A 22,774-nucleotide genomic window follows, 5' to 3' on the forward strand; every position below is an offset into this window, starting at 1 on the left:
TATCTTCCAAACTTATGCTATTTTTCTATAAACATTATGCATAATGATATTTCAGAACAACTAGTCAACTAAATATCAAACAAATATAAATACACATAGGGAACTGACAAAATATCAATTTGTTCTGTTCCCTAGTTTTTTAATTTTTAAAGAGAACTACAAACACTCGTTCCATACAACGAGATTTTTTATCCATCATCTCAATCTCAATGATTGTAAGCATTTTACCTCACCCTTCTTTCTTCATTCCAGTTTAGGGTATCCTATTTTTGTGGGAAAAAGGTCTATGTGGAACCAGAAACAATTTGAAGAGATTTATGCCCGTTACCAATCCAGCGGGTTACGGGTAAACGAGTTTTTTCGGAATGAATGTATTGTAACGTCCAGATTCTTTTACTGGCAAAGGAAGCTGCGCAATCAGATTGTCTTATCAGGACAATCTCCCGGATTTATATCTGTAGTTTTCGCCGGAGGCGGATCATAACCGCAAGGTCTAAAAACCTCCTATTATGAGATGATAAACTGTCAAAATCGAATCGGAAGAGAAATCGATCAAAAATGGGCGGCTTGAAACTGTTTTGAAAAACTATACATAAAGAGAAAGAGGGCGAATCAAAAATCTTATGTTGGTTAACTGTAGTATGATAATCACAAATGTAATAAACAATTCATGGAGGTCAGATGTTTTATAAAAATGTAAATACCATACATACAAAGACTATGCAAACGAAAAAAAAGAGAATAAGAATCAAGACAAAAATATTTGTACCGTTAGTCTTTATTATCGCCGTTCTTTTTATTACCTATTTTTTTCCCCGCCAAGGAAGTTTCAAGTATAACTTCAACGAAGGCAGGCCGTGGCAATACGGATTGCTCACCGCTCCGTTCGATTTCCCTGTGTATAAACCTGCTGCACAACTGAAAGCAGAGCAGGACAGTATCCTGGAATTTTATGAGCCTTATTTCCTGATTGATGAGGAGATACAAAATGGTGCCCTTGCTGAATTTGATGCGGATGCAAACCTGAAAGCCAGGCTTGCCGAACTTGCTCCCGAATATAAACTCTATATCCGAAATAAATTAAATGAGGTATATAATAACGGCATTATGCGTTCGGAAGATTATGACCGGATATACAAATCACGTACGCAGGCATTGCGAATAAAAAAAGGCAATGTGGCCGAGTCCAGAAAAGTGGAAACTTTCTTTACTATCCGTTCTGCTTATGAGAAAGTGCTGAATGATGTTCCATCAAGTATCGATGCCAATATCCTCAAAACCGCCAATATCAATGAATATATCCGGGAAAACGTATTGTATGATGCAACTACATCGGAGAAGGCTCAAAACGAATTCATTCAACAGGTCGACATAAGCCATGGCATGGTCCAAAGAGGGCAACGTATCATTGATCAGGGTGAGATTGTCGACTCACAGACATATAACATACTCTCCTCTCTGAAACGGGTAACGGAAGAGCGCAGTGGAGGTACCACAAGAAACAACTGGATGCTGCTGGGGCAGTTTATGCTTATATTGTTCATATTCGGCTCATTTTATACTTTTCTTCTCTATTTCCGGCCGACAGAATACCGGAACCGGAAACATGTGGTTTTCATGGTGTTGCTGATAGCATTTTTTGTACTGCTCACAGCTATTACCGTTAGATTTGAACTTTTCAGTATTTATATCATCCCTTACGCCATCGTCACCATTCTTATCCGCACCTTTATTGACTCACGCACGGCATTATTTGCCAGCCTTACCACCATCCTTATGAGTTCGCTTATGGTACCGTTTCCTTTCGAATTCATCGTCATCCAGATCTCGGTAGCCATGGTATCCATATTTATGTTGAAAGAGTTGTCGGAACGTTCGCAGCTAATCAAAAGTTCGTTCTTTATCCTGCTCACCTATATTGTGGTTTATATCGGATTGGAATTGTATCAGGAAGGAAATGTGAAAGAGATCCACTGGGTGGTACTGGTCTATTTCCTTATCAACTTCATCTTTATTATGTTCTCCTATTCGCTGGTTTATCTGGTGGAAAGATCATTCGGATTTATTTCCGGTGTTTCATTAGTTGAACTCTCCAATATCAACAAGCCGCTATTGAAAGAACTGTCTGAAAAAGCGCCCGGTACTTTCCAGCACTCATTACAGGTGTCCAATCTGGCAATGGCGGCAGCGGCAAAGTTAGGAGCGAATGCATCCTTAATAAGAACAGGAGCACTGTACCACGACATTGGGAAAATGGCCAATCCTGCCTTCTTTACGGAAAATCAGGCACCCGGTATGAATCCTCATGCGGGATTACCTTTCGAAGAGAGTGCACGCATTATCATCAATCACGTGAAGGACGGAGTGAAGATCGCACAAAAGTATAATGTCCCGCAGCAGATTGTCGATTTTATCGAGACCCACCACGGGACAAGTATGCCCAGGTATTTTTATATCTCCTGGAAAAATGCCAATCCTGGCAAAGAGGCTAATGAGGCAGATTTTCGTTATCCGGGACCCAATCCGTTTTCAAAAGAGACTGCCATTATGATGATGGCCGATGCGGTAGAGGCCTCATCGCGCAGCCTGCCTGAATATACGGAAGAATCACTCCGTAACCTGGTTGACAAAATTATAGACGCCCAGGTGGCCGAAGGTTATTTCAAATCGGCACCTATCACTTTTAAAGATATACAGACTGTGAAAGATGTTTTCGTGGAAAAACTTGTCACGATGTACCATTCACGAATTGCCTATCCCGAATTAAAACGGCCGGAGCAGTAATAAGAATTATTCCCATTCGATGGTTGCGGGGGGTTTCGATGAAATATCGTACACAACGCGGTTGACCCCTTTCACCTTGTTAATGATCTCATTCGATACTTTCGCCAGAAATTCGTAAGGCAGATGTGCCCAATCGGCCGTCATGGCATCTGTCGATGTCACGGCTCGCAATGCGACCGTATTTTCATAGGTGCGCTCATCCCCCATCACACCGACCGACTGCACCGGCAACAAAATAGCTCCTGCCTGCCATACCTTATCATACAATCCGGCTGAGCGGAGATTTGATATAAATATATCGTCGGCATCCTGTGCTATACGCACCTTTTCAGGGGTAATATCTCCCAGGATACGGATGCCCAATCCCGGTCCGGGAAACGGATGGCGATGGATCAGGTGAGGTTGCATACCCAGTTCTAAGCCTATCTTGCGCACTTCATCCTTGAACAAAAGCTTCAATGGTTCACACAATTTCAGGTGCATCTTCTCAGGTAATCCCCCTACGTTATGGTGACTTTTAATGGTAACACCGGTAATAGAGAGCGACTCGATGATATCGGGATAGATGGTACCCTGTGCCAGCCATTTGATATCTTCCAGTTTATGGGCTTCCCTATCAAACACATCGATAAATCCTTTCCCTATAATCTTACGTTTACGCTCCGGGTCAGTCACGCCTTCCAGTTCTTTGTAGAAATAGGTTTTTGCATCTACCCCGATTACGTTCAATCCCAGATGTTCGTAGTTCTCCAATACGGTCTCGAACTCATTCTTACGTAACAGGCCGTGATCCACAAAAATACAGGTAAGATTCCTGCCAATGGCTTTGTTGAGCAACACTGCCGTGACCGACGAATCCACACCTCCCGAAAGGGCAAGGATCACTTTGTCGTCACCCAACTGCTCCTTTAATTCCTGTACGGTGGTTTCAATGAATGAGGCAGGTGTCCAGTCCTTCTTCACGCCGCAAACAGCGAGAAAATTATCCAATATTTCCGTTCCGCGTTCCGTGTGAAACACCTCGGGATGAAACTGCACCCCCCAGGTTTTTTCATTATCTACCCTGTAAGCGGCCAAAGCTACGTCATCGGTTGAGGCAATCACCCGGAAGCTGTCCGGTATACGAACAATTGTATCTCCGTGCGACATCCATACCTGATTCTCCTGAATAATGAATCCCAGCAAAGGATCATTTTTATCTGTAACGCGTAAACGGGCACGCCCGTACTCACGGCTATCACTCTTCTCCACAGCTCCTCCAGCCGATTGCGCCATTAATTGCGCACCGTAGCAAATACCCAATACAGGGTATTGGTCGCGAATCTCATTTAAATCGGTTTTGAAAGCTTCGGTGTCATTCACCGAGAAAGGACTCCCGGAAAGGATCACTCCCTTTACCGAGTCATCCCCGAAAGGGAATTTATTGTAAGGCACTATTTCGCAGTAGGTGTTCAATTCTCTCACGCGGCGACCTATCAGCTGCGTAGTTTGCGAACCGAAATCGAGGATGATAATTTTTTCGTGCATATCGTATAACCGGGTTGGAACGCCGACAGAGGGGCGTCAATTCAAAAATAGAAGTTTTCAGGATGCAAAGATAAGAAAAGAGCATGGAAAAACGGCAAAATTCGAATGAATTGAATAGGTGTTAGTGAGTGAGGCCAGTCAATACGAAAGATATAGAGAATGTTCGACAGGATAAACAAACGTTAAATTGATTCCATAGGAATTGTCATTCGACTGAAAAGGTTATATTTGTGGATAGAAATAGAGAAAACGATAAACCATTGAAATAATGAGTACTGCCGAATTAAAAATAGATTTAATAAACCGCATTGCCAGCACAGATGAACCCGGCATCATAGAGGAGCTTCGCAAAGTACTCGATTTTGAGCTTGAGAAAGAGACATACCAACTAACTACAGAACAAGAGCAAAGAATTAGTGAAGCAAAGGCCGAATATCTCGCAGGGCATATCTTGCCGGAACAGCAGGCAAATGAAATAATTGAGCGATGGTTACGCGAAAAATAGTTTGGACTCAAAAAGCTAATCAGGAGCGAAAAGAGATTTTGGCTTATTGAATAGAACGGAATCAGTCTAAAGCTTACAGTATAAAACTGAATAAATTAATAAAGGAAACGCTGCGATTAGCTGCCCAATATCCTAATACGGGGAGAAAAACTACGCTAAAAAATGTGAGGGTAAAGATTGTTCGTGATTATCTGTTATTCTACGAAATAAATGAAACAACTCTTGTTGTCTTAACAATATGGGACAGCAGGCGGGATGAAAAGACATTGAATATAAAATAATTTTTATTTCAGGACAACTCAAAAACGTGTAATCCAATTCAAAAAGGGGTTGCACATTTTTTTTACTTGTCGGTTGATAACGAATTATCCAACAAAAAACATTAAACGACAAGCATTATAAAGCATAAATTCATTTCACAATAAATATTTATTGTTTTTCGATATATTTTTATTGTTATGTCAAATTAATATTCTATCTTTGCCGTGTCAATCTTTTAAAATATACCGAACATGAAACGAGTTTCTGGTAAAAATTCACTTGCACTTCTTTGTATTCTGGCAGGTATTGTCTATTTGCTGATCTTGGTTCCTACTGTCATTGAAGGTGTGGAAGGAGGCATTCAGGGGGCGAAAGAGGGATTTAAATCATCTCCGAAAACAATGGATGAAGATCTTTACAACGACTTCTATTCAGAGTCATACTTTTTAAGACTGAAAATAAAAGACAAGAAGAATTATTATCCCGATTCGATTTTAAATACCACAACCAATGAAATCCTTCCGGCCAGATTTGGAACCGTCCATGTGTTCTATCAATTCAAAGAAAGCCAACCATTATGGAGTATTCTTTTTCTGATGTTCCTAATGTTTGCAGCCTTACCGGTTATGGCTTTACTGGTCTTTATCCCTGTCCTTTTTTACAGGTTGATCTTCTCTTTATACCGAAATCATGTTTTCACAACAGAAAACGTAAAAAGAATACAAAGAATAGGTCTTTTCTGTATTATCGTATATGCCTATTTCTTTTTGTTTGGGCTACACCTGTATATTCAGGCAAAGACCGCCATAGATTTGGAGAAATATAAAATAGCTTTTCCAGAGTTGGCAAATGAAATGTTACTATTCGGAGTAGTCGCACTGATTGTCGCGGCCGTAATGAAACGCGCCATCGCGATAAAGGAAGAACAGGAGCTCACTATTTAATTAAGACAGATATGGAAATAAAGCATTACAAAAGGATCAGCAACCTAATCGGATTTTTATTGGGAATATTCATTCTCAAAGATATATTGGATTATCCTTTTCTACTCACCAATGTACCTGAAAATTCTACAAACAATCTTATTCCCCAGAGTGTTTTTATACTTGGGTCGGTATTTCTTATTGCCTTTTATGTTACAATTTTACAAAATATAAAAAAGAAAGGCGTTTTTATTCGCAGAAATGAGATAACCTTCCGCTATTTTGGTTTTATCATCCTTTTCCTGGGACTTTTATCTGACATACTTTTTAGTTACTTTACAGGTGATCGACCTTCAGGGGCACGCATTCTTGCTATTCTTGGCGGAACACTTGTTTTTGTGTCCTATATTTTTAAGATCGGTATAAAAATGCAGGAAGAACAAGAATTAACTATCTAGAAAAAGACTTATGCCTATTATTATAAACTTAGACGTGGAAATGGCCAAGAAAAAAATCTCCCTGAACGAGTTATCGGAACGGGTGGGAATCACTCCGGCCAATCTTTCTATCCTGAAAACGGGGAAAGCCAAAGCCATCCGTTTCAGTACGCTGGAAGCCATCTGTAAAGAGTTGAACTGCCAGCCGGGAGATATTATGGAGTGGAGAGATGAATAATTTTAGCGAAAGAATAATCTTTTAAAACATACACAAATGAAACACTTAGAACGTGCTTTACAAGGCAAAAACGGTATCGGCCGGTACATTTTAATGGCCGTAATTGTAATGGTTGTAGCACAAATAGCTGCTATTCCCTTGTTTTTGATAATGCTTCCTGCTATCCTGTCGAACGGGGGAAATATCAGTGACCTCTCGGCCGCCATTCAAAATCCATCCGACTACGGTATTTCATCTAATCTTTTTCTACTGGTGATGCTGGTTACCTTCGCTATCACATATTTTCTGTTTGCCGTACTGGTAAAACCGCTACACGGGCGTACGGTGCGCGAGACCATCAACGGCCGGAAGCAGATACGCTGGGACCGTATCCGGATGGGAATCATCGTCTGGGGGATCATCATTCTCGCAGATACTGCCATCAGCCTGTTAGTCTCTTCACCAGGTGAATATGAATTCCGGTTCAATGCAGGCGCTTTTCTCCCGCTACTACTGATCCTTCTTCTTGTAATGCCTTTCCAGACAAGTATCGAAGAACTTCTATTCCGCGGTTATCTGGCACAAGGTGTGGCACGATGGACTAAAAGCCGCTGGTGGGCACTGATCATCCCTTCTGTACTGTTTGCTCTGATGCACCTCGCTAATCCGGAAGTAAAAGAGTATGGCTTCTGGCTCTCTATGCCACAGTATCTTATCATGGGGTTGATGCTGGGGCTCATCTCCATCCTCGATGATGGCATTGAACTGGCTCTCGGCATTCATTTCATTAACAATGCACTCACCGCCCTGCTTGTCACACACGAAGCATCGGCATTACAGACCGATGCTTTGTTTCTGTTACACGATCTCGATCCCGTAGCAAGTCTTATCTCCATTTCAGTCGCTAGTATATTAGTGATTTTAATTCTGCAACGGATCTATAAATGGGATTTTGGCATTATGAACAGAAAAGTTGCAGCTGTACCGCCCCCTCCCCCACCTGTAGAGGTTGAGACGATTGGACAAAGCCCGGCAACCTAAATTATCTCGCTGAATATGGAGCAAAAATGAAACAAATTATTATCTTTGAAGATTAGTTTGTAACGCTGTATGAAACGAAATAACTTTTTTTCTATCTGTATATTGATGTTTTTTTGCTTTTGTGCAAAAGCGCAAACGCTTGACGATGCCAAGAGCTGGTATCTGGAAGGCCGTTATGCCGAAGCGTTACCCGTTTTTCAGACAGAATATCTCAATAATCCCAATAATGCGTCTATCAATCAATGGCTGGGTGTAAGCCTCTATGAAACCGGAAGAATACTCGAAGCACAAAAGTACCTCGAATTTGCCTCCGGACGGAAAATTACCGATGCCTACATTTACCTGGGTGAACTTTACGCAAAATTGTATCGTTTTGAAGATGCCGAAAAAGAGTTCGACAAATACCAACGGGCCAAACGCAGAGATAGCGAGGCATTGGAGATACTGGATCAGAAACGGGCAAATGCGGAAAGGCTGCAAAGAGCTGTCAACCGCACGGAAGATCTGCAGATCATCGACAGTCTGGTGATTTTGAAGTCAGATTTTCTGTCGGCTTATAACCTGAGCGCCTCATCAGGTTCAATAATGCCTGTACAGGAGTTCTTTTCCGGCCGGTCAACGACGGATGAAACACTCTATATGAATGAGCGGCAGGACAAGATATACTATTCCGAAGGTGATGCAACAACCGGCACCAATCTCTATACGATGGACAAATTGCTCGAGACCTTTGGAAATGAAAAGAGATTGCCGGAAACCATCAATAAAGAGGGCAGCCAGGCATTTCCATTCGTGTTGAGTGACGGGATGACTCTCTATTTTGCCTCTACAGGTGAATCTTCCTTCGGCGGATATGATCTGTTCGTCACCCGCTATAATCTTGCTTCGGACTCATATCTCAATCCCAATCAGTTGAATATGCCCTTTAATTCGCCTTTTAACGATTACATGTTAGCGATTGATGAAGAGAAAGGTATCGGGTGGTTTGCGTCCGACCGGTTTCAACCGGCCGACTCGGTATGTATATATACCTTTATCCCGAACCCACAGGTGCAACTGGTCGAAAGTGAGGATGCCGGTTATCTGGCACGGAGAGCACGGATCTCTTCCATTGCCGACACATGGAAGGAAGGCGCAGACTATGGACCGCTTCGTTCACTGGCACAGCAAAAGACAGTCTCAAGGCAAGAAACAGCAGGTGATTTTACATTTGTGATCAATGATCGGACAACTTACCATACCCTGTCGGATTTCAGGAATGATCAAGCCAGGTCGTTCTTTTCTCAGGCGTTGGGTTATGAAAAACAGTTACAGGCGCTGAATGAAGAACTCTCACAAAAAAGAGACCAGTATGCCGGTGGAGCAATAAGCGACGCTCTTGCAGCATCGATCCTCAGCCTGGAAAAAGAAAGCGAATCTATTTTCAGGGAAATGGAAAGACTCAAAATGCAAGCAAGAAATGAAGAAATACGCACTCAGTTTAATCAATAGTAACCGTATATGACATTCGATCTGATCATCATCATCGCCGTGATCCTGTTGGGAGTAGTGTTCATGCTCATTGAGATCTTCCTGCTCCCCGGGATCAGTATTGCAGGTATTGCCGGTGCTATTTTCCTGATAGGAGGAATAATATATGCCTATATCTTTCAGGGTAGTACCGTAGGGAATATTACACTCGCAGGAACAGCCGTGCTGCTTGGCGGAAGTTTTTTCTGGCTGCTGAAATCAAAGTCATTACGAAAAATCTCTTTAGATACAAACATCGAAGGGAAAGTGGATACCTCCTATTTGCAGAAAATTGGCGTTGGTGACAGTGGCGTAACGCTTTCCCGCTTGAATCCCATCGGGCAGGTATTGATCAACGATGTGGAAGTAGAAGGTAAATCATTCGACGGGGAGTTTCTTGACGAAGACACTGAAATAGAAGTGGTAAAGGTGGAAACCTACAATGTGCTGGTAAAGAAAAAAGAAGCTGTTTCACCCGGAGAGGAGCAAAAAATAATTTAATATAAAACATCAAAACAAATTTATTATGACAGTTTTATCATTCCCACTGATTATTACGATTGCCGTAATCATCATCTTTTTATTGATATTCTTTCATTACGTTCCCTTTTTCCTGTGGATAAACGCATTATCGGCAGGGGTACGCATCTCGCTCGTGCAACTCTTCCTGATGCGTCTGCGCCGCGTACCACCCCACACCATCGTTTACGCGATGATTGAGGCCCACAAGGCCGGACTGAAGATGGTTACCCGCGATAATCTGGAAGCGCACTATCTTGCCGGAGGACACGTGGAAAAAGTGGTGCATGCATTAGTATCCGCTTCCAAAGCAAATATCGACCTTACTTTTCAAATGGCCACAGCCATCGACCTGGCCGGTCGCGATGTACTGGAAGCCGTCAGGATGTCTGTGAACCCGAAAGTGATCGATACACCTCCAGTTTCTGCCGTAGCTATTGATGGTATCCAGTTGATCGCCAAGGCCCGGGTGACGGTACGTGCCAATATCAAACGATTAGTGGGTGGTGCCGGTGAAGAAACTATTCTTGCCCGTGTAGGGGAAGGGATCGTCTCCTCCATCGGTTCGGCAGTATCGCACAAATCGGTACTCGAAAACCCTGACTCAATCTCCAAGCTGGTATTGAAAAAGGGATTGGATGCAGGAACAGCATTTGAAATTCTCTCTATCGATATCGCCGACATCGATATAGGAAAAAATATTGGTGCTGTATTGCAGATGGATCAGGCACAGGCCGACAAGAATATTGCACAGGCACGCGCTGAGGAACGGCGGGCCATGGCTATTGCCTTAGAGCAGGAGATGAAGGCCAAAGCCCAGGAAGCCCGCGCCAAAGTGATTGAGGCTGAAGCAGAAGTTCCGATCGCCATGGCCGAAGCATTCCGTAACGGAAATCTCGGTATTATGGACTATTACCGGATGGAAAATATCAAGGCTGATACGGATATGAGGGACTCTATTGCCAAACCGCAGGGCGGTGGAAATAAAAAATAATTATCACAGACAATACATATTATGAGAATCATACCTGAATCGGAATTGATCATCAACTCCGACGGAAGTGCCTTTCATCTTCATATTCGACCGGAGCACCTTTCGGACAAGATTGTAATGATGGGAGATCCTGATCGTGTAACGATGACAGCCTCATTTTTTGACAGCATTGAATGCGATGTACGCAGCCGCGAATTCCATACCGTCACCGGAACGTATAAAGGGAAACGGATTACTGCGCTCTCGCACGGCATCGGCACGGACAATATAGATATCGTGCTCACAGAGTTGGATGCACTGGCCAATATCGACTTCAATACGCGATTAGTCAAAGAGGAACTCAAACAACTGACCATGGTGCGGGTAGGCACATCAGGAGGTATGCAGCCGCATTGCCCTGTAGGTTCTTACGTGGTATCGGAAAAATCAATCGGTTTCGACGGACTTATCCATTATTATGGCGGTTCCGAATCGATCCGCGAAAAGGATTTCGAAGAGGCTTTCCAAAGAGAGGTGGGCTGGTCACCATACCACTGTTCTCCCTACGTGGTGAGTGCCGACGAAGAACTTGTCGACCGTATAGGTTACGATATGATCCGTGGGGTTACCATCTCCGCCATCGGTTTTTACGGCCCCCAGGGAAGGCATGTACGACTGCCGCTGGCCGATCCCAACCTGAATGCTAAAATTGAATCGTTCCGTTTCGGGGAGCATTCCATCACCAATTACGAAATGGAAAGTTCTGCTATCGCGGGATTAGGGAAGTTGATGGGACACAAGGCGATGACTGTCTGCGCTATAATTGCCAACCGTGTGGCCCTGAAGTCGAATGCCGACTATAAAGGCTCCATAGAAGATCTTTTGCAAATAGTACTGGACAGGATTTAAGATTTCAAATTCAAGATTCAAGATTCAAAATTCGGGGTACTCCTATCAATTAGTAATTGGTAATTAGTAATTGGTAATTAGTAATTGGTAATTTATAATTAAAATCATATGAAAAAACTATTCACATTATTGCTTCTTGCAGCTACTTTGGTTGCCTATGCACAGCAAAACCCTCCTCTCCCTGTAGATCCGAAGGTGAGGACCGGAAAACTTGAAAACGGACTCACCTATTATATCCGGCAAAATAACCTTCCCGAAAACAGGGCCGATTTCTACATTGCACAGAAAGTGGGATCCATGCAGGAGGAAGATAATCAGGCCGGTCTGGCTCACTTCCTGGAGCACATGGCATTTAACGGGACGACCAATTTCCCCGGAAAAAGCATGCTGAACTATCTGCAGGACAATGGAATTAAGTTCGGCACTAACATCAACGCCTATACCTCTTTCGATGAAACGGTTTATTATATATCCAATATCCCGACAACCAATAAGAACCTGGTAGACTCGGCTCTTCTTGTGCTTCATGACTGGTCGAACGCCATTGCCCTTGAAGAGGAAGAGCTCGAAAACGAACGGGGTGTGATCCGGGAAGAGTGGCGTACCCGCGGTGGTGCACAACAACGGTTATGGGATCAATTGCTCCCTAAAATGTATCCCGACAGCAAATATGCCAACCGCATGCCTATCGGAAGCATCGATGTGATCAATAATTTTAAACCGGAAGAGATCAGGGCCTACTACCATAAATGGTATCGTCCCGACCTGCAGGGAATCATTGTTGTGGGTGATATTGATGTGGATGAGATGGAGCAAAAGATAAAGGAACTGTTCTCGCCTATCCAACTCGATGAAGAAAGGGCAGAACGGGAATACTATCCTGTTCCTGATAACAAGGATCCCATCGTAGCCATTGCTACCGACAAGGAAGCCCGTAATACACAGATAATGCTGTTTTACAAGCACGATACGATGCCCGACGAGTTCAGGAATACCCAGATGGGGTATATCACAGAATATATATTAAATGCCGCTGCTGCTATGATGAACCAGCGGTTTGCCGAAATCATACAGAAACCCGATGCACCTTTCACTTCCGCATTTGCGTATAACGACGATTACTTCGTGGCCAAAACAAAAGACGCCTGGACCGTAGTGGCAGGAAGCGCCGAAGACAAGATAGAGAGTGCACTGGCAGCTATGGTACGTGAGACGGAAAGAGTAAAACAGCACGGATTCACCGCATCGGAATATGAGGTGGCACGCACCAACATCCTCAAAGGATATGAAGATGCGTATAACAACCGGGATAAGCAGAGGAACTCTTCCTATTCACAGGAATATGTACGTGCGTTTACCGACGGAGAACCTATTCCGGGCATTGAGTTCGAATATCAGTTCCTCCAGGCGGTGGTACCCAACATTCCGGTAGAGGCGATCAACCAGACTATTCAACAGCTGATTGGTGATGAAAACATAGTCATTGCCGTTACCGGTCCTGAAAAAGAAGGATTGGGATATCCTGCTGAAGACGTATTGCTTAACGTACTGGCATCGGTACAGGCTGAAACTATCGAGCCTTATGCCGAAGAGGTGATTGATGAGCCGTTGGTGGCCACGCCTCCCACTCCGGGCAAGATCATAAAAGCAGAAAAGGATGAGGCGATGGATGCTACGGTGTGGACACTGGAAAACGGGATAAAGGTGATCCTGAAAAATACCGACTTCAAAGACGACCAGATCGTAATGACCGGTACAAGTGCCGGCGGATACTCCCATTATGGGGCACAGGATCCGGTTAACAGCAGGCTGATGAGTAATGTGGCTACACTGGGAGGAGTGGGTAATTTCAGCGCAACCGATCTACCCAAAGTACTGGCCGGAAAGACAGCATCCGCGCATCCGGGTATCAGCCTCACCACACAGGATTTCAACGGTTCTTCTTCCATCAGGGATTTCGAAACTATGCTGCAATTGGTTTATCTCTATTTCACTGCTCCACGACAGGATAACGACGCTTTCCAATCATTCATCCAACGTATGGAGACGCAGTTGAAAAACCAGGAAGCCGAACCAATGGTAGCGTTCAGCGACTCTGTGTCGAGTGCGTTGTATGGAGATAATCCATTGACAAAGAGAATAAAGGCCGATGATCTAAAAAAGGTCAATTACAACCGTATCATGGAGATGTATGCCGAACGGTTCTCCAATCCCGGCAGTTTTGTGTTCACATTCGTGGGTAACATCGATGAGGAAAAGGTTCGTCCCGTAGTAGAACAGTATCTGGCTTCATTACCGGGAAAGGCCGGGAAAGGTGAATTTGCAAAAATACCCATGGACTTCCAGGAAGGAAGCTTTGAAAATATTTTCCAACGGGAGATGCAAAATCCCAAAGCTTCGGTATTCAACACAATAACGGGAAAAACAACCCGGGAGATGAAGAACCGGATACTGATGAGTATGTTCGACCAGATCCTCGATATCATCTACACCGAGAAAGTCCGTGAAGAGGAAGGGGGTACTTACGGCGTATACGCAGGAGGTTCTATCTCCCGTTATCCGGAGGGGCAAACCATCTTGCAGATCATGTTCGACACCGATCCGGAGAGAATGGAACATCTCAATCAAATTGTTTTAAACGTACTAAAGGAGTTTGCGGCAGATGGCCCGCGTGATAGCGATTTTGCCAAGGTAAAAGAGTATATGAACAAGAGTTACAACGAAAATCTGAAAGAGAACAGTTACTGGCTGAATATTCTCGACAACAAATATTTTTACGGCGAAGATAATCACACTCAATATATTGAAACTGTAAATGCCATCACAAAGGATGATCTTCGGAGTTTCGCCAAAGCACTGCTCGATCAGGGTAACCTGAAAACAATAGTGATGATGCCGAAAATAACGGAATGATCCTATATCCATAGGATTATCATACTAAAAAAACAGGAGGAAGTCTTATCGGTTTTCCTCCTGTTTTTTTATATTATTCCCTTCCCTGGTGGGGAAGTTCATTTATCACCCAAACGGTTCGCCGCAGCAAAGCCCTCTTACATCCGTCAGAATGACGGGTAACCAGGGTTCTGTACCAAGTTCGGATTGACCTGCCATGCATCCTGTGAGATAGGATAGAGTTTGAGATGCTCACCCGTAGCCCGCTCACAATTGGAAGCCGTCCACATGGTCTGTTCAAATTCACCGAAACGGATATCATCCTGCCTCGACCATCCTTCCCATGCCAGTTCAAGTCTTCTCTCCAAAAGAACCTCCGGAAGCCCTACCGTTTCATAATTGTGCTCTGCACTGCCATAGCCGCGTTGGCGTACATCGTTCACCCATTGCGCAGCATCCGTGGCGCTTCCCCCGGAACGCAACAACGCTTCGGCTTTCATCAGATAGACATCGGCCAGGCGGAAGATATGGAAATCGTTTTCCATTGCGTTCACCAGATCCGACGCATAGGGCCACTTAAGGCAGCGCGCGCCGTCGTGCTGGTTCACAGCTCCCCACGGTGTGCCGTCGTATTCGGTACCGGGAATCATGGTGACAGCCACGGTATGATCCAATTCGTACCCATGGTCGGTGATAATGATCTCGCCGGTAGTCCGGTCATATTGCTTTCCGATCAGGAACGAACCTTCGTAACGGAGATCTTCGGGATCGAAAAGCTCCACATATTCGGGTTGTGCACAAATGCCGTTCCAGGCCGAAAAACTGCCGCCCAGCGACAACTGGTCTTTATAATGCAACGTCCGGTTCATCATTTGGTTCTGGTTTTCGGTATCCGTTTTTGAGAAAGCTACGGCGAAAATTGCTTCGCGCGAGTTGTCGTTGGTTAACGAAAAATTATCCTTCCACACCGGTTCGAGAATATAGTCCATTCCCAATACCAGATCGCAATAATCTATCACTTCCTTATAGGCATCGCCGGCGTAAGTAACCTCCCACGCTGCGGCGTTGAGCAGTAATTTGGCCAGCAGTGTGTATGCGGCGCCTTTCGTGAATCTTGCATAAGAAGAAGCATCGGGACAGTCGGGAGCGATCTCTTTCAACTCGCTTATGAGCCAGTCGAAGACCACCTGTCGGGACTGGTTCGCGGGCAACACCTTGTCGGTGGGAGAATAGTCGGTAACCAACGGGACATTTCCGAAATAATCGATCCAGGTATAATACCAGAAAGCCCTTACACCCCGGACTTCCGCCATCTTAACTTTTTTCACGTCATCAGAAATCACATCGGTGTGTTCGATAATGTAAATAGTGGCATTACACTTTCCGATACTGTTGGCGGCATTGCTCCACCCGTCTTTCACCTGGCTGGTTTGCGCCGTCCAGGTATGCATGAACAGTTCGCGGTATTGCCCGCCATCGTACCAATCGCCGCCGAGGCGGGTAGGCGTAACAGCCATCGATCCGGCACATTCCGACAAATAGAGATAATTGCTTGGCCAATAGGTTCTCAACGAATTATACACATCGCCGATAATGGCGTTGAGTTGTTGTTCGGTTTCCGGAAAATCACCGGCAAGCTGGTCGTACACCACTTCGTCGAGGTTCGTGCAGGCAAATGAAGATATCAGTAGTAAGATCCCCGACAGGAGGGATAATATGGTTGTCTTTTTGTTCATAATTTCATGTTTTAGGATAAATGGTACATATTAAAATGTCAGATTCACACCAAAGGTAAAAGAACGTGCCTTGGGCATATAGTTACGCGGCTCAATGCCGGGTGAAAGGCCGGCGCCGCTGTCGGTGGCTTCGCCGCGGAAGAGTTCCACTTCGGGGTCAAGCCCTTTGTAACCGGTAATGACAAACAGGTTTTGTCCGGCCAGGTACACGCGTGCTTTTTCGAGCCAGCCAATTGATTGGGTATTGAACGTGTATCCGACAGCCATATTATCAAGCCGTATATGTGATGCATCCTCCAGATAGAAAGACGTTACACGCGAGTTTTCACTTAAGGTAGTTACCAGTTCGTCGTTCAGGGCATTGGCTCCGCTTATATAGGTATTGTTTCCATACGCCGCACGGGGGTTATTCAGTGCTTTATTTCCGACGGTACCCCTGAAAAAAATACTGGCATCCCAGTTTTTCCAGGTGAACGCATTATTCCAGCCGAAGGTCAGGTCGGGTTGCGAATCACCCACATAGGTGCGGTCGTCATCGGTAATTTGTCCGTCATCATTGATATCTTCGATAATATACTTACCGTCTTCGGTCAGACCGGTACATTTCAACATATAGAATTGTCCTATGGGATATCCCACCTCCACCACATGCGAGGTAACGCCCGATGCACCACGTATCCACGGGTCGCCCGTATAGATGCGTCCGGTCGAATACAATTCGTTGGAAAGTTTGGTGACTTTGTTTTTATTGTGTGCAAGGTTGACGGAAGTCGTATAGGTAAATCTCCTGTTTTTCACCACATCGATATTCAGCAGTAGTTCGATTCCCTGATTACTCATATCTCCCACGTTTGCCTGGATTTCATTGTAAACATAGGTAGGTGTAGACACATCATAGGTATATAGCATGTCGGATGTCTGCTTGTCATACCATTCGATGGTACCGCTGAGGCGGTTGTTGAACAATGAAAAATCAAACCCTATATTCAACATGGCGGTTGACTCCCACTTGAGGTCGGGATTGGCATTCTGCGATATCTTATAAGCGATCAGTTGCGCACCGTTACTATAATAGGTCCCGGCGGCCGAATAGAGTTCGAGGGATTTATAGGGCTGCAACCCATCCTGGTTACCCGTAACTCCGTATCCGACACGGAACTTCAGGTCGTTCACCCAGCTGACATCTTTCATAAACGACTCCTGTGAAATGCCCCAGGCGGCCGATGCCGAGGGGAATGTCCCCCATTTATGGTTTTGCCCGAATTTGGACGACCCGTCCCTGCGGACCGTGGCGGTCACCATATAACGGTCCTGATAGCTGTAATGCGCACGCCCGAAAAACGAGATCAGTTTGTAGGCATTTTTACTGGAAGTGACCTCCCCTATTTTCAAAGAGTTCCCTGACTGGATATTGTCGGCTCCCATGGAACTGACGATAAAGTCGGTCGCTTGGGAGCGCTGGCCCGAGTAGATGTTATTCTCCCACGAATAACCGATAATAGCATCGAGTTTATGGGAATCATTACCGCCAAAGTTCGATTGATAATTAGCAGTCCATTCCATCAGCTCACGATCCCATTTGCGCGCCTGGCGGATAGCAAGGCCGTTATTACCTTGTCCGCGTGAGTTGCGGGGATCCTGCCATTCGCTGTAGTCATTACTGAAACGGCTTTTGTAGAGTGATGCCTTTACATTGAGGCCTTCGGCAATATCGAACTGGAGATCTCCCGCTCCGTAAAAATAGTTGCTACTCGCTTTCCGGTAATTCTGATCCTGGTTTTGCACGGGGTTTCCCTGATCGTAATTATTGTTGGCCCCGGTAAAATACGACCCGTCCTCGTTATAGACCGGAAAAACCGGCGGCATGTTATAAGCGAGAATGAAATCATCGGCAAAAGGAAAGCGCATATCCGACAAATTACCCGAACCGGTAAGTCCTACACGCAAACGGTCATCAATGGCGCGCTGCTGGAACTGGAAACGGAATGAATGGCGTTTCATATAATTGTCGCGAGCGATACCGGTCCGATCCAGATAAGTATATGAAGCGCGGTAATTGTGTTTGGAACCTCCACCCGACAAAGAAAGGGAATGGTTGGTGGATATTCCCGTACGAAGCATTTCCCCGAACCAATCGGTATCGGCCGTGTATGAATCGTAGTTGCTGATATCGTTATCCAGTTCCCTGTTAGTCGCACGCCATTGTGCTGCGTTCATCATATCGGGTTTATTGGCAACAACATCCATCGACACATAGCCGTCGTATTGCATAAGGTTCTTGGCTCCCGATCCGCGCTTGGTAGTGATGAGAATGACCCCTCCCGCGGCACGCGATCCGTAAATAGCTGCCGATGAAGCGTCTTTGAGCACCGAGATCGACTCGATGTCGGAAGGAGATACGGTGGACATGTCTCCACCGGGTATGCCGTCGATCACGATCATCGGTCCCTGGTCGTTCTGCAAGGTAGAGGTTCCGCGCAGGCGTATCTGCGAACTGCGTGTCACATCGCCCGAACCTGAAGTGATGATTAATCCGGCTACTTTCCCCTGTAACAAGTCGGAGGCATCACGGTTAATACCTTTATTAAAGTGCTCTTCCGATACATTAGCGATGGAACCGGTGATTTCGCGGCGTGTCTGCGTACCGTAACCGACGACCACCACTTCCTCAAGCAACTCGGTATCTTCCTCAAGCACAATATCAAAATCGGTACGCCCATCAACCGGTATAATTACCGTTTGCATTCCGACGTAAGATATCTCTAATGAAGCCGAAGATGGGACATTCTGGAGCACAAAACGTCCATCCGCATCGGTGACGGTACCGGTAGAAGTACCCTGTACCTGCACGGTTACACCGGTAAGCAACTCACCCGCTGCATCTTTTACCGTGCCACTCACAGTAAGATTCTGTGCAAATAGATTCAAAGATAATGTCCATATAACTATGAACATCATCCCTTTCAGTAGATTTAACATTTCTTTTTTCATACGATTAGTTTATTTGTTTACACTATGGGTATGGAACCACAATAACCAGTTAATTTAATGATTTATCGATTTGTGGATTAGAATTATCATCGCATCATTAAATAGACTTACATGCTCGTTTCATACGATTTTTTAGATTTTAGTATTATGATATTTGGGATTGAGATATTGACGTATTTAACGTCAAGAGATGTACGAAAGCGTTCATACCGCTCCCATACCCAAACCCGCTCCATAAAGAAACAGGTTGGATCAAGGAAATTCACGCATATCCGAAACAAATAACGGATTTTATAATTGGGGCTGAAATAAATTACTTTGGAATATTTCAGGATAAGATTCTGTAAATTTGGTATTAGATGGAAAGACTTACAATAGCTTATTAATTTGTTAAATAATGCAAAATACCCCCCCCCCATGATTTATGCTTTATTAACATAACGGAGGTGCACGACAGAACGGCAAACTTTTTCAGGAAGTGAATCATAGCAGTTACTTCTTTAATTAACAGATTCATCTTCTAACAAAAGCGAAGATAGCAAAATTATAACGAACTATTGACAATTATTTTGCATTAAAATAATATTTAACACAGAAAAGTTTTTCTTTGAGTGATGAGGACGCAAAACTCTTACTAAGTGACTTTTTGGACTCCGAAATCAAAACCCGAAGTGGAGAAGTAGCTGAATTTGGTGATTACAAAATTCGCAATCGGGTAGGTGGGAGCTTGCTCCCCCCTCCTCTCAGTCGAAGTAGATAAAGGGGATTTCACCTTAAACCTCTCACAGAACCGTACATGAAATTCTTATTTATCCGGCACATGCTTATATCTAAAGAGGATAGCAAACAGAATGGTAACTACAAGAGCATAACCGGCAAAAATAAACCAGACACTTTGCCAATCACCAATCAGAAGCGATGTAGTTGTAGAGCCTATGGTTACGTCTGTCCAGGAGCAAAACCGGTTCACTACCCACTGTGCCCATAATGTCCCCACTGTGGCACCTATCCCATTAGTCATCAACATAAACATTCCCTGTGCACTGGCACGGATAGTATGCGGGGTTTCCTTGTCAACAAACAATGATCCTGAAACATTGAAGAAATCGAAAGCCACACCATATACCAGCATAGAGAATAACAACAGCCACACACCGCTGCCGGGATTACCCAATCCGAAGAACCCGAAGCGCAGTACCCAGGCAAGCATGGCAATCAACATCACGTTCTTAATACCATAACGTTTCAGGAAGAAAGGGATCAACAGGATACAGAGCGCTTCCGATATCTGGGAAAGGGATATCAATATATTTGAATGCTTTACGCCAAAAGTACCGGCATACTCCGGATAAGCTTCAAAACTGGCGATGAATGGGTTGGCAAATCCGTTAGTGATTTGCAAGGCGACACCCAACAGCATCGAAAAAATAAAAAAGATCGCCATCTTTCTTATTTTAAAAAGTTTGAAGGCATCCAACCCAAGCGCCTGAAACAGGGTCTTACTACCTGTCGCCGTTGACACAGGGCAATTGGGCAATGTGAACGCATAAATCCCCAACATAACGCCCAATACGGCACTCACTACAAACTGCATCGAAGAAGTCTGGTATCCCAGTATATCCACAAGCCACATAGTACAGATAAAACCTATCGTACCAAATACACGTATGGGAGGAAACGCTTTGACTGTATCCATTCCACCCTTTTCAAGAATAGTATAAGCTACCGAATTGGACAAAGCCAATGTGGGCATATAAAAAGCTACACTCAATGCATAAAGGCCAAAAATAGTGGAGAACGAGACTTCCGTTCCACTATATAATCCATACAGACCGGCAGACAGCATGAAGGAAGCAGCAACCAGATGGCTTATTCCCAACAATTTTTGTGCAGGCACCCACCTGTCGGCCACAATCCCCATAATGGCAGGCATAAAAATGGATACTATCCCCTGTACGGAGTAAAAAATACCGATGTGCGATCCCAGTCCGGCAGGCCCCAAATAACGAGACATGGAAGTAAGATAGGCCCCCCATATTGCAAACTGGAGGAAATTCATGATAATTAGTCTGATTTTCAGCGACATATGTTTTATTTTCAATTATTACTCATTGATGTTCGGTCATTATTAAGTTGATGTTCACCCAATTACCTGCTAAGCCACGGAGCCGGATTGAGTTTGTTTGTCTTTTGCCACAACTGGAAATGCATCGTGGAGACACCTGTATCCGGATCAGTAAAGATCCGCCCTAATGACTGTCCGGTTTTCACTTTGTCTCCCTGCTTTACAAACAAGTCGTATATATTGGCATAGAATGTATAGTAATCACCATGACGCACAATCACACAGGTATTGGAGCCGGGGAAGGAGAATACTTTCGAAACTTCTCCATCGAATACGCTACGGATATTGGCATCTCTTTCAGCCTGAATATCAACCCCGTTACTATTGGTAGTAACATTCCATTCATTATGTTTTTTGGCACCGAAATTACCCACAATGGCTGCTGTTCCGGTAACCGGCATGGGCAGTTTGCCCCTGTTGGCAGCAAAATCTTTCGAAAGATTAAAGGTTTCGGCCGATGCTGTACTGCTGCCGGCCTCAATTCTGGGTCCCGGTGCAGCACCGGAGATACGCTCTTCTGTTTTCTCGGGGGTCTCACGCCCGGTCTCCTCACGGCTCTCACCCCTTCTCCGATCTTCAGCCAGCTTCTCTTCAGCTTTTCTCCGCCGTTCAGCCTCTTCAGCTTTTCTCCTGGCCTCTGCCTCACGCTCCAGCCGTGCCACCTCTTCGGCGATAAGTTTCTCAATCTGGGCATTTAACTGGTCTGCCCGTTGCTGTTTTTCCCGAAGTGTCCTCTGCAATTCCCGCTCCTGTCCCTTAACAGTCGCCATCTCCGACTGACGTGTTTTCTCTTCTCCCTGTAATCTTTTCTGTTCCTCCTGTAACGAAGCCAATGCTTTTTCTCTGTCAACCTTGGCTTTAGCCAGTAACTCCTGTTTTTCTTTTATTTCAGCATGCTGCTTCTTTATTTCTTCAGCCTGTATTTTCTGCCATTTGGAATATTCACGCAGATATTGCATTCTCCGTAATGATTCCCCTACCGATTTTCCTGATAAGATAAAAAGCAGTTTATTCTGGCTGAACTTATGGTTCAGCATCCCTTTCATCGCATCGGCATAATATTCCTGCTTCTTTTTCAGCTCTTTATTCAGTCGGGATATCTCACTTTCGAGACGTGCCTCCTCTTTCCGCAACGCTTCTATCTCCCGGCTCTGTACATCTATCAATTCTTTGCGGGCCGATATCTGGTTGTTGATAAGGTTGATTCGATCTAAGATTGTTGTGGTCTGCTTTTTAACATCAAGATAAAGTTTATTCGTATTTCTTATCTCTTCCATCAATGCCTGCTGCTGTCGTTGCAAATTCTCAATCTGCTGGGTTTGGGACAGCAGGAGAACGGCGATTGCGTGGGCAAGGAAGACGAGAAGAATCTTTTTCATACGATCATTTATATAGAACTAAGAAATTAGAACTAAGAAGTCTGAA

18 protein-coding genes are annotated in these 22,774 nt (G+C 44.6%); 13 read left to right on the forward strand and 5 right to left on the reverse strand.

From position 1 onward, the window contains the following. The first annotated feature begins 286 nt into the window (after nt 1-286). Complete coding sequence (tnpA, locus tag F597_RS0101815) at nt 287-484, forward strand: IS66 family insertion sequence element accessory protein TnpA (RefSeq protein WP_019538001.1); 198 nt, start codon at nt 287-289, stop codon at nt 482-484. A 236-nt stretch (nt 485-720) separates the two neighbouring features. After that, entirely contained in the window at nt 721-2,784 is a 2,064-nt protein-coding gene (locus F597_RS0101820; RefSeq protein WP_044059967.1) for an HD family phosphohydrolase, read from the forward strand. Nucleotides 2,785-2,790: 6 nt separating this feature from the next. On the opposite strand, the gene guaA is transcribed toward F597_RS0101820, so the two are convergent. Then, nucleotides 2,791-4,311 carry a glutamine-hydrolyzing GMP synthase gene (gene guaA, locus F597_RS0101825; protein WP_019538003.1) on the reverse strand — a complete coding sequence of 507 codons (1,521 nt, stop codon included), beginning with the start codon at nt 4,309-4,311 and terminating at the stop codon, nt 2,791-2,793. A gap of 268 nt (nt 4,312-4,579) precedes the next feature. Between guaA and F597_RS0101830 the strand changes: the two genes are divergently transcribed. The 11 genes from F597_RS0101830 to F597_RS0101875 all read left to right on the forward strand — a co-directional run bounded on the left by F597_RS0101830 (nt 4,580) and on the right by F597_RS0101875 (nt 14,518). Next, nucleotides 4,580-4,816: a hypothetical protein gene (locus F597_RS0101830; RefSeq protein ID WP_019538004.1), complete on the forward strand. Its 237-nt coding sequence runs from the start codon at nt 4,580-4,582 to the stop codon at nt 4,814-4,816. 86 nt (nt 4,817-4,902) lie between these two features. After that, nucleotides 4,903-5,097: a type II toxin-antitoxin system RelE/ParE family toxin gene (locus tag F597_RS23055; protein ID WP_425413884.1), complete on the forward strand. Its 195-nt coding sequence runs from the start codon at nt 4,903-4,905 to the stop codon at nt 5,095-5,097. Nucleotides 5,098-5,328: 231 nt separating this feature from the next. Then, nucleotides 5,329-6,021 carry a DUF2975 domain-containing protein gene (locus tag F597_RS0101835; RefSeq protein WP_019538005.1) on the forward strand — a complete coding sequence of 231 codons (693 nt, stop codon included), beginning with the start codon at nt 5,329-5,331 and terminating at the stop codon, nt 6,019-6,021. Nucleotides 6,022-6,032: 11 nt separating this feature from the next. Next, a complete protein-coding gene (locus F597_RS21420) occupies nt 6,033-6,458 on the forward strand; it encodes a DUF2975 domain-containing protein (RefSeq protein ID WP_019538006.1) in 426 nt (141 codons plus the stop codon). Between the two features lie 10 nt (nt 6,459-6,468). Beyond that, the gene (locus tag F597_RS0101845; protein ID WP_019538007.1) at nt 6,469-6,675 is read left to right on the forward strand and encodes a helix-turn-helix domain-containing protein; all 207 of its coding nucleotides are present in this window, start codon (nt 6,469-6,471) and stop codon (nt 6,673-6,675) included. A 36-nt stretch (nt 6,676-6,711) separates the two neighbouring features. Next, complete coding sequence (locus F597_RS19940) at nt 6,712-7,695, forward strand: CPBP family intramembrane glutamic endopeptidase (RefSeq protein WP_019538008.1); 984 nt, start codon at nt 6,712-6,714, stop codon at nt 7,693-7,695. Nucleotides 7,696-7,764: 69 nt separating this feature from the next. After that, nucleotides 7,765-9,186, forward strand: coding sequence for a hypothetical protein (locus F597_RS0101855; protein ID WP_026327017.1), 1,422 nt, complete (start codon nt 7,765-7,767; stop codon nt 9,184-9,186). 9 nt (nt 9,187-9,195) lie between these two features. Then, nucleotides 9,196-9,705, forward strand: coding sequence for an NfeD family protein (locus F597_RS0101860; RefSeq protein WP_019538010.1), 510 nt, complete (start codon nt 9,196-9,198; stop codon nt 9,703-9,705). Between the two features lie 25 nt (nt 9,706-9,730). Then, nucleotides 9,731-10,717, forward strand: a complete 987-nt coding sequence (gene floA / locus F597_RS0101865) for a flotillin-like protein FloA (RefSeq protein ID WP_019538011.1) — start codon at nt 9,731-9,733, stop codon at nt 10,715-10,717. Between the two features lie 21 nt (nt 10,718-10,738). Further along, on the forward strand, nt 10,739-11,605 hold the full coding sequence (locus F597_RS0101870) for a nucleoside phosphorylase (protein WP_019538012.1): 867 nt from the start codon (nt 10,739-10,741) through the stop codon (nt 11,603-11,605). Nucleotides 11,606-11,713: 108 nt separating this feature from the next. Next, nucleotides 11,714-14,518 (forward strand): M16 family metallopeptidase, encoded by a 2,805-nt coding sequence (locus F597_RS0101875; RefSeq protein WP_026327018.1) that lies wholly within the window; start codon nt 11,714-11,716, stop codon nt 14,516-14,518. Nucleotides 14,519-14,664: 146 nt separating this feature from the next. Here F597_RS0101875 and F597_RS0101880 read toward each other — a convergent pair whose 3' ends face one another. From F597_RS0101880 to F597_RS0101895, 4 genes are all read right to left on the reverse strand, one after another. Further along, on the reverse strand, nt 14,665-16,233 hold the full coding sequence (locus F597_RS0101880; protein WP_019538014.1) for a RagB/SusD family nutrient uptake outer membrane protein: 1,569 nt from the start codon (nt 16,231-16,233) through the stop codon (nt 14,665-14,667). A 30-nt stretch (nt 16,234-16,263) separates the two neighbouring features. Then, nucleotides 16,264-19,191 carry a SusC/RagA family TonB-linked outer membrane protein gene (locus F597_RS0101885; protein ID WP_245541976.1) on the reverse strand — a complete coding sequence of 976 codons (2,928 nt, stop codon included), beginning with the start codon at nt 19,189-19,191 and terminating at the stop codon, nt 16,264-16,266. Nucleotides 19,192-20,029: 838 nt separating this feature from the next. Then, a complete protein-coding gene (locus F597_RS0101890; RefSeq protein ID WP_019538016.1) occupies nt 20,030-21,310 on the reverse strand; it encodes a nucleoside permease in 1,281 nt (426 codons plus the stop codon). A 62-nt stretch (nt 21,311-21,372) separates the two neighbouring features. Next, complete coding sequence (locus F597_RS0101895; RefSeq protein WP_019538017.1) at nt 21,373-22,728, reverse strand: peptidoglycan DD-metalloendopeptidase family protein; 1,356 nt, start codon at nt 22,726-22,728, stop codon at nt 21,373-21,375. Nucleotides 22,729-22,774 lie beyond the last annotated feature (46 nt).

The sequence above is a fragment of the Proteiniphilum acetatigenes DSM 18083 genome, from assembly GCF_000380985.1.
Taxonomy (GTDB): Bacteria; Bacteroidota; Bacteroidia; order Bacteroidales; family Dysgonomonadaceae; genus Proteiniphilum; species Proteiniphilum acetatigenes.